The sequence below is a fragment of the Desulfogranum marinum genome (assembly GCF_963675105.2).
GTDB lineage: Bacteria > Desulfobacterota > Desulfobulbia > Desulfobulbales > Desulfobulbaceae > Desulfogranum > Desulfogranum marinum.
In genome coordinates this window covers 1035278-1048695 of the sequence record NZ_CAXXRO010000004.1, presented here as the reverse complement: position 1 = coordinate 1048695, position 13418 = coordinate 1035278, and the positions used below count along the sequence as shown (strand labels likewise).

General features: G+C 46.6%; 7 protein-coding genes. All 7 read left to right on the top strand.

Going from position 1 to position 13418, the window contains the following annotated elements:
* The first annotated feature begins 70 nt into the window (after nucleotides 1-70).
* The 7 genes from eno (at nucleotide 71) to ACHZCY_RS13490 (ending at nucleotide 13313) form a co-directional block, all read left to right on the top strand.
* Nucleotides 71-1363: a phosphopyruvate hydratase gene (gene eno / locus ACHZCY_RS13520; protein WP_319549262.1), complete on the top strand. Its 1293-nt coding sequence runs from the start codon at nucleotides 71-73 to the stop codon at nucleotides 1361-1363.
* Nucleotides 1364-1424: 61 nt separating this feature from the next.
* Nucleotides 1425-2672 carry a glucose-1-phosphate adenylyltransferase gene (locus tag ACHZCY_RS13515; protein ID WP_319549261.1) on the top strand — a complete coding sequence of 416 codons (1248 nt, stop codon included), beginning with the start codon at nucleotides 1425-1427 and terminating at the stop codon, nucleotides 2670-2672.
* Between the two features lie 74 nt (nucleotides 2673-2746).
* Nucleotides 2747-4717: a fructose-1,6-bisphosphatase gene (locus tag ACHZCY_RS13510; RefSeq protein ID WP_319549260.1), complete on the top strand. Its 1971-nt coding sequence runs from the start codon at nucleotides 2747-2749 to the stop codon at nucleotides 4715-4717.
* A 254-nt stretch (nucleotides 4718-4971) separates the two neighbouring features.
* Entirely contained in the window at nucleotides 4972-6858 is a 1887-nt protein-coding gene (gene glgB / locus ACHZCY_RS13505) for a 1,4-alpha-glucan branching protein GlgB (protein ID WP_394713439.1), read from the top strand.
* 86 nt (nucleotides 6859-6944) lie between these two features.
* On the top strand, nucleotides 6945-8573 hold the full coding sequence (locus ACHZCY_RS13500) for an alpha-D-glucose phosphate-specific phosphoglucomutase (protein WP_319549258.1): 1629 nt from the start codon (nucleotides 6945-6947) through the stop codon (nucleotides 8571-8573).
* Nucleotides 8574-8604: 31 nt separating this feature from the next.
* Nucleotides 8605-10155, top strand: a complete 1551-nt coding sequence (locus tag ACHZCY_RS13495) for a glycogen synthase (protein ID WP_394713405.1) — start codon at nucleotides 8605-8607, stop codon at nucleotides 10153-10155.
* A gap of 695 nt (nucleotides 10156-10850) precedes the next feature.
* Complete coding sequence (locus tag ACHZCY_RS13490; protein WP_319549256.1) at nucleotides 10851-13313, top strand: glycogen/starch/alpha-glucan phosphorylase; 2463 nt, start codon at nucleotides 10851-10853, stop codon at nucleotides 13311-13313.
* The last annotated feature ends 105 nt before the right edge of the window (nucleotides 13314-13418 follow it).

The window sequence follows — 13418 nt, the reverse complement described above, 5'->3', positions numbered from 1 at the left end:
GTGAATTGTATCCGAAAAAATTGGTTTGATCATATCGGGGATGGATAAATAGCCAATAAGGAGGGAAGTGATGGCAAAAATAAGCAAAATAGTAGGCCGTGAAGTGATTGACTCAAGGGGAAACCCTACCGTAGAAGCGGATGTGTACCTGGAATCGGGTGCATGTGGCAGGGCGGTAGCCCCATCCGGAGCGTCAACCGGCTCCCGGGAAGCCCTTGAACTGAGGGATGGTGACAAAAACCGTTATCTGGGAAAAGGTGTTCTACAGGCTGTTGCAGCAGTAAATGATGCTATAGCCCCTGCTCTTATCGGTAAAGATGGTGATGACCAGAAAGCCATAGATACAATAATGATTGAACTGGACGGGACCGAGAACAAAGAGCAACTTGGTGCCAACGCGATTCTCGCGGTTTCCCTTGCTAATGCAAAAGCGTTGGCCATGGAGAAAAAAATTCCTCTGTATCAGCATATCTCAGAACTCAACGGCACCCCCGGCAGGTATTCAATGCCTGTACCGATGATGAACATCATTAATGGTGGGGAGCATGCGGACAATAATGTTGATATCCAGGAGTTCATGATCCAGCCGGTAGGCGCGAAAAACTTTCGAGAAGCTCTCAGGATGGGTGCCGAAATTTTTCATAACCTGAAAAAGGTGTTGAGCGAAAAAGGGTTAAACACCGCAGTGGGGGATGAAGGTGGCTTTGCACCCAATCTCGCTTCTAATGAAGAGGCGTTGTCTGTTATTGTCAAGGCGGTTGAAAAAGCCGGCTACCAGATGGATAAAGATATAACCCTGGCTCTTGACTGTGCAGCATCCGAATTTTACGCAAACAACATCTACAACCTGAAAGGTGAAGGGAAGACTTTTGATTCTGAAGGTTTTGGCGATTATTTAGCTGAACTCTGTGAAAAGTATCCTATTATTTCCATTGAAGATGGCCTGGATGAAAGTGACTGGGATGGTTGGGCAAGTTTGACCCAGAAAATCGGATCCCGTATTCAGCTGGTTGGTGATGATCTCTTTGTGACCAATACCAAAATATTTAAGCGAGGTATAGACACCGGCGTTGCCAACTCTATTCTTATTAAGTTCAACCAGATCGGTTCGTTGACCGAGACCCTGGAAGCTATACAAATGGCTAAAGATTCCGGCTATACCGCTGTCATTTCCCATAGAAGCGGGGAAACGGAAGACGTAACCATTGCAGACCTGGCGGTTGGGACAGCTGCCGGACAGATCAAAACAGGCTCCCTCTGTCGTTCTGATCGTGTTGCCAAGTATAACCAATTGTTGCGCATCGAAGAGGAACTTGGAGAAAAAGTAAGGTATGCGGGACGTAAAGGTATTAAGGGGCAGTAAGACACATTTTTCCGTCTGTTAGAAACTGCCGTCAAAACAAAGTAGGGGGGGATTGTCTGCAATGATGAATGATGTTCTTGGTTTAATTATGGGGGGAGGGCGTGGAACCAGATTGTATCCTTTAACAAAAAAACGCTCAAAACCAGCGGTTCCGGTGGCAGGTAAATACCGTTTGATTGATATTCCCGTAAGTAACTGCCTCCATTCCGGTATCGATAAAATAGCTATTCTGACGCAGTTCAACTCAGTTTCTCTTCATCGACATATTTTTAGAACCTATCGCCGTGATATGTTCACTGACGGCTGGGTGCAAATCTTGGCTGCAGAGCAGACCCCCGGCAGCACCGGCTGGTATCAGGGTACGGCTGATGCTGTTCGACAACAGCTGGTCGAGATAAAAAATTCAGACACTAAATATGTCATCATCCTTGCCGGCGATCATCTCTACCGGATGAATTATAAAAATTTTGTTGAGTATCATGTGGAGTCCAAGGCTGATATTACGTTGGCGGTGCAGCCGGTGAGTGCTCAAGAGGCACCCGCCCTGGGTATTCTCAAAAGGAACTCTGATGGTGAAATTACTCGTTTTTCCGAAAAGCCTGGCCCGGAGCTGTTAGATGATTTAGTAAGTACCCCTGACTCCGACAAACCGTTCATGGCGTCCATGGGGATATATGTCTTTTCAACAGAAGTTCTCTCAAAACTGTTGTCTGCATCAGGCGACGATTTCGGTAGTGATATAATTCCAAAAGCTCTGTCGGACCATAAGGTAATGGGGCATGTCTTTAATGGATATTGGGCGGATATAGGGACTATACGCCGTTTTTATGAAGTTAATCTGGAGTTGGCCGGTGGCCAATCATTTGATCTCAATGCGGTCAATCAGCCCGTCTATACAAATGCGCGTTTTTTACCCCCCACCGAGCTTCAGGGAGCGAAACTCTCCAAGGTCCTGCTGGCTGAGGGATGCCGTATCGGCGGTGCGGATATAAGCAATTCCGTAGTAGGGTTACGCAGTGTCATCGGCTCTAAGGTGGTCATGCGTGACACTATTATGATGGGCTCAGACTTTCATGAGACCGATGAGCAACGTGCGGAAAATATACGTCTGTCCCGTCCCGATATAGGGATTGGCGATGGCTCCGTCATAGAGAGTGCAATCCTCGACAAGAAGGCCCGTATAGGGCGCAATGTTCACATTCGTTCACTCCCCGATCGACCCGACTCGGAAAATGACAACTGGGTGGTCCGAGATGGCTTGGTGGTGGTCCCCAAAAGTGGCGTTATTCCTGATAATACTGTGATCTGAGTAGGCTGCGGGATTCTGTAAATAGTTTGGGACGCCCTTGATAAGCCCAAAATCAACTCAAGAGGAACTGATCCATGAAGCCATATTCAGAGCATATGCGTTATCTGAAGCATCTGGCCAAAGAGTTCTCTTCCCAGGAAGCTGTCGCTGAGGCTATAATCAATTTAGAAGCTCAACTGAATCTACCCAAGGGTACGGAACATTTCATCTCCGACATACACGGTGAATATGAAGCTTTTAGTAAGTTGGTGAGCCACGCATCCGGTTCGATAAAAAGAAAAATAGAAGAGATTTTCCAAGAAACGCTCTCTGCAAAGGAACAAGTACAACTTGGTGCCCTTATTTATGATCCGGATCGAATGCTTGGAACCATGTTGCCGGGTGCCGACGAACAGGATCAATGGTACCAGAATACCTTGTATCGCATGATCCAGGTGCTCCGTGCTGTTGCATCAAAATATCCCCGTTTCAAGGTCAGACAATTGATTGAGGGACGTTTTGAAGGTTTGGTGGAAGAGCTCCTCTATGAAAAAGAAACTTTGCCTGACAAAGCCATGTATTATCAGAGCATTATCAGGACAACTGTTGCATCCGGCCACGGAAGAGCTTTCATCGTAGTGATAGCTGAGGCTATCCAGCGTCTCGCCATCGATCATCTCCATGTGGTAGGGGATATTTTTGATCGTGGTCCGGGCGCGCACCTCATTATGGATCGGTTGATGAGCTATCACAGCATCGACATACAATGGGGTAATCACGATATTTTGTGGATGGGGGCGGCCAGCGGTTGCGACGCCTGTATTGCGAATGTTATCAGGATCTCTCTTCGTCACGGCAATATGGACACCCTGATAGACGGATATGCCATAAGCCTGCTACCCCTTGCCTCCCTGGCAATCGAAATTTATGGTGATGATTCCTGCGACCTTTTTTTGCCGCAGAAGTTCAATGCATCGAGCGATTCTGAAGGGGAGCGAAGAATGATGGCTCAGATGCATAAAGCCATCACTGTTATTCAATTCAAACTGGAAGCACAGATTATAGCTCGTCGACCGGAATATGGTCTTGAAGATCGCCGGCTTCTCCATCATCTGGACCTCGAGCAGGGAACCGTAAAGATAGATGATCAGATGCATCCTTTAAAGGATGCCCTTTTTCAAACCGTCGCACCGGAATCACCCTATACATTGACATCAGCAGAGCAGCATGTGATGGACAGGTTGAAAGTGGCTTTTTTGCACAGTGAAAAACTCCAGCAACATACTCGTTTCCTCTTTAACAAAGGGAGTATCCATAAAATCTATAATGGTAATTTGCTGTACCATGGCTGCATTCCCATGAATAGTGACGGCTCATTTACATCTCTGCACCTGGGGAATAAGGAATACGAGGGGAGTGAGTTAATGGAAGCGTTTGATAATCTTGTCAGGCAGGGCTTTTTTTGCTCTGAGGATTCCATTGAAAAGCAGTCCGGCCAGGACGCCATGTGGTACCTGTGGTGCGGCCCCTGTTCGCCCCTGTTTGGTAAGGATAAGATGACAACCTTTGAGCAATATTTCATTGCTGACAAAGCCACCCATAAGGAGCCTCGTAATATATATTACACCTTTCGGGATGACGAACAGATGGTTAAGCGTATGTTGGAAAGGTTCGGTCTCAACCCAGAGACAGGCCATATAATCAACGGCCATGTCCCCGTAATTGTAAAAGAAAAAGAACGCCCCCAAAAAGGAAGAGGACGATTGCTTGTAATCGATGGTGGCTTTGCCAAGGCCTACCAGAAGAAGACCGGTATTGCCGGATATACATTGGTTTCTAATTCATGGGGGCTTCTGCTGGCGACCCACCAGCGTAAGGTGGATGATCTGCTCTCTAACACCGCTGCCCACGACATCGACTGCACTACTGAGATTCTTGAAAACAGGAAGCAGCGTATTCGTATCAAAGATACAGATGTAGGCAGAGAGATGCGACAAACGATAGAAGAGCTTACCACGTTGCACGAGGCGTATCAAAAAGGCATTATTGTGCAGGATAGAGTCTGAACTTAAACGTAATAAGGCTATCTTGAATTATTAGCAATTTTGACTCGGGAGACAGATCGAAGTCTTCGCTATCTACTTTTCATAAAAAACCATGAAAAAAAATCAGTCCCCTGTCTGCTTCGGTAAGATCTGCCACAACGTTGACATCGCTACACTGTTATGAAAATTTTAATTACGGCAAGGCAACTCTTGATAATGGAAGTTCTGCTCCAGATAAAGAAACTGCAGGGGAGAAAGTTTTGAGTGATAAAAAAATGCTAACTGACTTTGATGCCTATCTTATGGGCGAAGGCAGCCACGAGCGGACCTATGAAAAAATGGGGGCTCAGCTGGTTGAGATTGACGACAAAAAAGGTGTTTATTTCAGTGTCTGGGCCCCCAATGCACGGCAGGTATTTTTAATAGGCGATTTTAATGACTGGAATTATGAGAGCCACCCCCTCGCATCCAGTGACAGCGGGATATGGACGCTTTTTGTGCCGGAGTTATCCGAGTATGCAGTGTATAAATACCGAATAGTGAGCCAATCAGGTGAAAATTTTGAGAAAGCCGATCCCTATGGCTTTGCTATGGAGCAGCGTCCAAGAACCGCCTCGGTGGTTGCAGATCTTAACCGCTATCACTGGTCCGATGGAGACTGGATTAGCAGGCGGGAAGAATTCCAGGCGCTTGATCGACCGCTCTCCATTTATGAGGTCCATCTCGGTTCCTGGCGAAAAGTGCCCGACGAAAAATGGGGCTCCCGCTACCTGACATATCGTGAATTAGCCGATGAACTCATTCCCTATGTGGTGGAGATGGGATACACCCATCTCGAACTGCTTCCCATCACCGAGTATCCTTTTGATGGTTCCTGGGGCTACCAGGTGCTGGGATTTTATGCTCCCACAAGTCGATTTGGCAACCCGGAAGACCTGATGTATTTTATCGATACGTGCCACCAGCACAAGTTAGGGGTTATCCTTGACTGGGTCCCTGCTCACTTTCCAAAAGACGGAGCCGGGCTGAACTTTTTTGATGGTACCGATCTCTATTCTCATACAGATTCAAGGCAAGGAGAACATCAGGACTGGGGAACTAAGATTTTTAACTATGGACGTAATGAGGTCCGGTCCTTCCTTATCTCAAACGCCTTATTTTGGATTGATAAATACCACTTTGACGGTTTGCGAGTTGATGCGGTGGCCTCGATGCTGTATCTGGATTATTCCCGTGAGGATGGAGAGTGGCTTCCTAATAAGTATGGTGGTCGGGAGAATCTGGAAGCAATCAGTTTCCTGCGTAAAATGAACGAGGTTGTCCATGGGGTTTATCCCGGAGTGCTTACCATGGCAGAGGAATCGACCTCATGGCCAATGGTCTCAAGACCTACCTATACCGGTGGCCTGGGGTTTAGCCTCAAGTGGAATATGGGCTGGATGCACGATACTCTCGGATATATGAGCAAAGATCCTATCCATCGTAAATATCATCAAAATGATATGACCTTTGGTCTTCTCTATGCGTTTAACGAAAACTTCATTTTACCGTTGTCCCATGATGAAGTGGTGCATGGCAAAGGCACGCTGCTCACCAGAATGGCGGGGGATGATTGGCAGAAATTTGCTAACTTACGCGCTTACTATGGTTTTATGTGGGCCCATCCTGGGAAAAAACTCCTGTTTATGGGGGGCGAATTTGGTCAGTGGCAGGAATGGAACTTCGACACCAGCCTGGAATGGGATTCGCTCAAGGCACCAAATCATAAGGGTTTGCAACGCTTGGTTCAGGATTTGAATGGACTGTATAAAAATGAACCAGCGCTTTATGAAAATGATTTTGAAGCAAGTGGGTTTGAATGGATTGACGCCAGCGATACTGACAACAGCGTCCTGTCTTTTATACGCAAAGCAAAATCAAGTGATGCATTCCTCGTCATCGTCTCAAACTTTACTCCGGTTCCATGGCATGGGTATCGTATTGGTGTACCTCAACCAGGTGAGTATCAAGAGGTCTTCAATAGTGATTCCGAGAAGTATTGGGGAAGTAATGTGGGCAACGATGGAGGGCTAACCACGGATCAGGTACCAATGCACGGGTATTCACAGTCACTATCGCTGACATTGCCGCCGTTGGCAACGGTAATCCTAAAAATGCAATAAGGTCAGCCTCAACAAACCATGACAGTAACTACGGCGTTATAATGATTCAGGAATCTAAAATTTTCTTTTAAAGGGGGAAGAGAGTAATGAAGCGAGTGAAAATTCAATCCCACCCATATTCCGGCCAAAAACCTGGGACATCCGGGTTGCGCAAAAAAGTTGCGGAGTTTCAACAACCCCATTATCTGGAAAATTTTGTGCAAGCGATTTTTAATACCATCGGCCCCTGTTCAGACCATACGTTGGTAATCGGTGGCGACGGTCGTTTTTATAATCGGGAGGCCATTCAAATCATCATACGCATGGCCGTAGCCAATGGATTCTCGCGTCTCTTAGTGGGGCGGGGTGGTATCCTGTCAACACCTGCAGCAAGTTGTGTCATTCGCAAATATAAGGCCTTTGGCGGCATTGTTTTATCTGCAAGCCATAACCCGGGTGGACCGACTAAAGACTTTGGTATCAAATATAATGCAACCAATGGCGGGCCGGCGCCGGAAAAAGTTACCGATGAGATTTATCAGCAAACGCAAAAGATTGAAGAATATTTTTCGATTGAGTCAGAAGATATAGATCTGGACGTACTGGGTAACCATCAAATAGGTGAAGCCCACATTGAAATTATTGATCCGGTAGTTGACTATGCCGACTTGATGGAATCGATATTTGATTTCCAGGCCATGTCGTCTTTGTTTTCCGGAGGGGAGTTCCGAATGTGCTTTGATGCCATGCATGCAGTCACGGGACCTTATGCCAAAGAAATTCTGGAAAACCGACTGGGAGCACCCAAGGAGACGGTCATCAGCGCGGTCCCGCTAACGGATTTTGGCGGTGGCCACCCTGATCCAAATCAGGTTCATGCGCAAGAGCTTGTATCCCGCTTATCGGGTCCCGATGCACTGGATTTTGGTGCGGCTTCCGATGGAGACGGTGACCGAAATATGGTGTTGGGTAAGGATTGTTATATCAATCCTTGTGATAGCCTGGCAATTTTAGCCGCCAACGCACAAATGATTCCCGGTTACAGACAAGGCATTGTCGGAATCGCTCGTTCCATGCCAACCAGCAGAGCAGCCGATCGTGTTGCGGCGGCATTGGGTGTTGAATGTTATGAGACACCTACCGGCTGGAAGTTTTTTGGTAACCTGCTCGATGCCGGAAAAATTACCCTTTGTGGCGAAGAAAGCTTTGGTACCGGTTCAAACCATGTGCGAGAGAAAGATGGTCTATGGGCAGTATTATTCTGGATAAACCTGATTGCAGCAAAGCAATTGCCCGTTGCTTCGATAGTCAGCGAACACTGGAAGCAGTATGGTCGTGACTATTTCACAAGGCACGATTATGAAGGTGTGGATAGTGATAAAGCTCGACAGATGATTGACCATCTTCGCTCTACTCTTGATCAACTGCCGGGGCGGGAGTTTGGTGGGCTTCACGTTGAAGCTGCTGATGATTTTGCCTACCATGATCCGGTAGATCATAGTGAATCAACAACACAAGGGATACGGATTTTTTTCAGTAATGGGGGGAGAATCGTATTCCGTTTATCAGGTACCGGTACTGAGGGTGCCACATTACGGGTCTACCTCGATTGTTATAAAGATGCTGTATTAAACCAGGAGCCTCAAGAGGCTCTGGCTGCTCTGATAGAAGCAGCTGAACAGATAGCTGCTATTAAGCAGTCGACCGGACGTGTGGCTCCAGACGTCATAACCTAACGTGGAACTCCTTTAAATTATGAATATTTTAATGGTTGCATCTGAAAATGACGCACTACCCGGCGGTAAGGTTGGTGGTATTGGTGACGTAATAAGAGATATCCCCCCTGCCCTTGGAGATCAAGGTCATCAAGTCCAAGTGATCACACCGGGGTATGGTCTTTTTTCCCAGTTACCTGGTGCTACCCTTCAGGGATCAGTCCAGGTGCCGTTCGCAAGTAAAACAGAGACCATCAACCTTTTTAGGGTACCAGCAAAAAATACTCATGAAAATGTACGGATCTGGGTGATAGAGCATCCGCTGTTTTCTGTTGGTGGCATCGGCAGCATCTATTGTAATGATCCCTCAGACAGGCCTTACGCTACCGATGCCACCAAATTTGCCTTGTTTTGTTCGGCTGTTTGTCAGGCGATAGCAAATGATCACTTCGGCACACTTGATGTGCTGCATTTGCATGATTGGCATGCAGCGATCGTCGCGCTGTTGCTGGCGTATGAACCGCAATATCATACGTTGCAGAATATCCGCTCGGTTTTCACCGTACATAACCTGGCCCTGCAGGGAATACGCCCCTTGGAAGGGGATGAATCTTCCTTGCAATCCTGGTTTCCACAGCTCAGATATGACCATGAACCAATTCACGATCCAAGAGTAGTCCACTGTGTTAATTTGATGCGAACCGGCATCAACCTTTGTGACAAGGTACACACCGTATCTCCTACCTATGCACAGGAAATTTTGCTCCCCAGCAATATGGATCAAGGATATTTTGGTGGTGAAGGCCTTGAAAAGGACTTAAAACTGGCTGCAGATAATGGTCGTTTACATGGGATCCTCAATGGATGCGAATACCCCAGCAGGCGATATACTCAGGTTCCTCTTGCTGAGTTACTCGTGCAGTCGGAGAAAGAATTATTGCATTGGATTGCGGCCACGGTAACTGTTAGAAGTGCTCATCTCATTGCATTGCACAACCTGAACAGGTGGCTGGGGTCACCATCTGATAAAGCGTTTTTTGTGTTAACATCAGTCGGTCGGGTCACAGACCAAAAAGTACGTATACTTAAACAGGAAATGACTAATGGTCAGTCTGCGCTGGAACACTTACTCGATATTCTTGGCGATGATGGCATTTTTCTGATGCTGGGCAGTGGTGATAGCGAGCTGGAAACGTTCCTTACAAAAGTAGCCGCCGGTAAACCAAATTTTATCTTTCTCAATGGATATTCTGCATCCTTGGCAGATTTATTTTATGAAAGTGGTGATTTATTCCTGATGCCCAGTTCCTTTGAGCCTTGTGGCATTAGTCAGATGCTGGCAATGAGAGCCGGCCAACCATGCCTTGTTCATGGCGTTGGCGGCTTGTGCGATACAGTTAAAGACAATGAGAATGGGTTTGTCTTTACAGGGAATAGTTTATCGGACCAAGCCGGGAGTATGCTGGAATGTTTTAAGACAAGCGTAGAGCTACATGACACTCGTATCGAGCAATGGCAACAGATCTCTACGCAAGCAGCCAAGGAACGATTCTCGTGGAGTGATGTGGCAAAAAAATATGTGAGTTCTTTATATACAGGCTGAATAGTTCCATTTTGGATTGAAACTATGCGCATATAAAATTACTCAAAATCAGGAAAAATTTGTCGAGTTACGCTCAAATGCAATAATCCCGATAGTGCTCAACGTGCGATAGTCGTTGGAGATTTCAATGGCTGGTCACGCAAAGAAAATCTCATGAAAAAACTAAAAATGGCAGTTTCTCAGTAACCCTCTCCCTACAGGCCGGAAATGCTTATCAATTCCGATATGTTCTGGATGGAACTACCTGGGTTAATGACGAGAAGGCAGATAATTACGTTACCAATCAATATGGAGAAGAAAACTCGGTTATAACTGTATAGAGCATACCCTTTTGAACGACATGACATTTATGAGCCCGTGGATTTACTGTCTTTTCGCCCAATTTCTCGGAGTCTAGCGCTTACCTTGTTATGCTGATAAAATAATCCTCGGAGGTAAGCGTAGACTCCGATATCAACTATATGCCTGTGGTTATTTTTTAAGCATGCCTCGGAGTCTTCGCTTACCTGACCTTGAACGAAAACCCTAGTAAATCAACAGACTCATTTATTATCAAATTCAGCACACGCACCAGCTATCACCATGAAATTAAAAGAATTAATCCAGGGAAATGATAACGCCGGCTGTGGATTCCGTGCAAATATTGGTCACTGACGAATCGTCAGCATTTACACTACATTGAAAGAACGAAAATTATGACTAAGGCAATTTCTTTTAAACATCAAAATCATTCGTTGAATAATGATTTACAGCGACATCTTGAAGTCACACTGGGTAGAGATGATGTGGGCGAATCCCACAACTACTTATACCATGCATTGGCACTGGCGGTACGCGACAGGCTAGTTGAAAAGTGGCACCAAACCCGCGAGCGTTATGATCAGGAAAAACCTAAAAGAATTAGTTATCTCTCACTCGAGTTTCTCATCGGACGCAGTTTAAACAACGCAGTTCTCAACCTCGACTTGGAATCTCAAGTGCGTGAGGCGTTAAACCACTATGCCTGTGAACTTGAGGAAGTAGAAAGTGCCGAGATGGATGCAGGTCTTGGTAATGGTGGTCTGGGTCGTTTAGCGGCCTGCTTTCTGGACAGCTGCGCCAGTTTGAATCTTCCTGTTACAGGTTACGGAATTCGCTATCATTACGGAATGTTTCGCCAGAAAATTGAAAATGGCTTTCAGGTGGAGTGTCCAGACCCTTGGTTACGCAACGGGAATCCGTGGGAATTTAAAAGTCCGGAAAATATCTGCCGTGTAAAGTTTTTCGGAAGAAGCGATCACTATGATGATGACAATGGCAACCGCAGGGTTCGCTGGGTAGATAGTCATGATGTACTTGCGGTACCCTACGACATGCCAGTGCCGGGATATGGTGGAAAGACAGTCAATACCCTGCGTTTATGGAAGGCTGAAGCTACAGACGAGTTTGATCTGAATGAGTTTAACTCGGGCAGTTATGCCGATGCTGTTGCCGAAAAAATCCGGGCCGAACAAATTACCATGGTGCTTTATCCCAACGATGTGAGTGAGCAGGGGAAAGAACTGCGCTTGCGGCAACAATATTTTCTGGCCAGTGCCAGTTTGCAGGATGTTCTTCGTCAGTGGGTTCGCGCTAACGGCAACGATTTTACTCACTTTGCAGACAAGAACGGCTTTCAACTCAATGACACTCACCCCACGGTCGCAATTCCTGAATTAATGCGATTGCTGATGGACGAGCAGGGGTTATGTTGGGATGATGCCTGGGACATTACGACAAAGACCATGGCCTATACCAATCACACTTTATTGCCGGAGGCCTTGGAAGCCTGGTCGGTGGCGTTGTTTCGTGAGCTGCTGCCAAGGTTGATGGATATCACCTATGAAATTAATGCTCGGTTTTTAACTCTGGTTGCCCAGCGATGGCCTGGTGACTGTTATCGCCAGCAACGTATGTCGATCATCGAAGAAGGTGCTCATCCGCGTATACGCATGGCTTATATGGCGATTATTGGTAGTTACTCAGTGAATGGTGTAGCCTCTCTTCATACCGATTTGTTGGCGCGCGGCCTGTTTGCTGATTTCTACCAACTCTGGCCGGAGAAATTTAACAATAAAACCAACGGGGTTACTCCAAGGCGCTGGCTATCCCATTGTAATCCAGGTTTGAAGTCACTGATTACCGAGGCCATAGGTGATCAATGGATAAGTGATTACCGGCAGTTTGAGCAGCTCAAGCCATTTGCGGATGATGTGCAGTTCGCAAAACGCTTCACCGCCATCAAACAACAGAACAAACAAGCGCTGACAGATCTGGTATTCAAAAATTGCGGCGTCCGGTTTGATATTAATATGATGTTTGATGTCCAGGTAAAACGGATACATGAGTACAAGCGCCAGTTACTTAATGTACTGCATATTATCCATCTCTATGATCGGGTTCGTCGCGGTGACACAGAAGGAATGGAGCCCCGCTGCGTCCTGATTGGCGGGAAAGCGGCGCCTGGTTATGTGCTGGCCAAAACCATCATCAAGCTGATTAATAACGTTGCCCAAGTGATTAACCGCGATCGTGCGCTCAACGATTGGTTGAAAGTCGCCTTTATTTCCGATTACAGCGTCACCGCCATGGAGATTATAGCGCCCGGTACCGATCTCTCTGAACAGATATCCACAGCAGGTAAGGAGGCTTCCGGAACCGGCAACATGAAGTTCATGATGAACGGTGCAGTCACCATCGGAACGTTGGATGGCGCCAACATCGAAATTCGCGAAGCGGTTGGGGAAGAAAATTTTTTCCTGTTTGGCCTTACCGCCGACGAAGTAGAAGCCATTCGACCGGAATACGACCCTAATCATTGTATCGATGAAGATGATGATTTAACTCGAGTAATGGCTCTTCTTGAGAGTGGGCATTTCAACCTGTTTGAAGACGGAATTTTCGACTCCATCATTGCCGCCATTCGCAGTCATTCTGATCCATGGATGATAGCGGCGGACTTTCGCAGTTACATCGACGCCCAGGCACGAGTTGCCGAAATCTACAGAGACAAGCAAGCCTGGGCACGAATGAGTATTCTCAATACCGCTTCAAGCGGATATTTCTCCAGTGACCGTACGATCAATGAATATGCAGAGGATATCTGGCACAGGGAACTGAAAAACGAGACCAATTCCTGATAGCAGTTGAGCTTGACATGAAAACGCCCTCCTTCCCTACTATTTCGGAAGAGGGCGTTTTTTCTTATCATTTCAGGTGAAGACTTACAGGAACCATGTAACGTT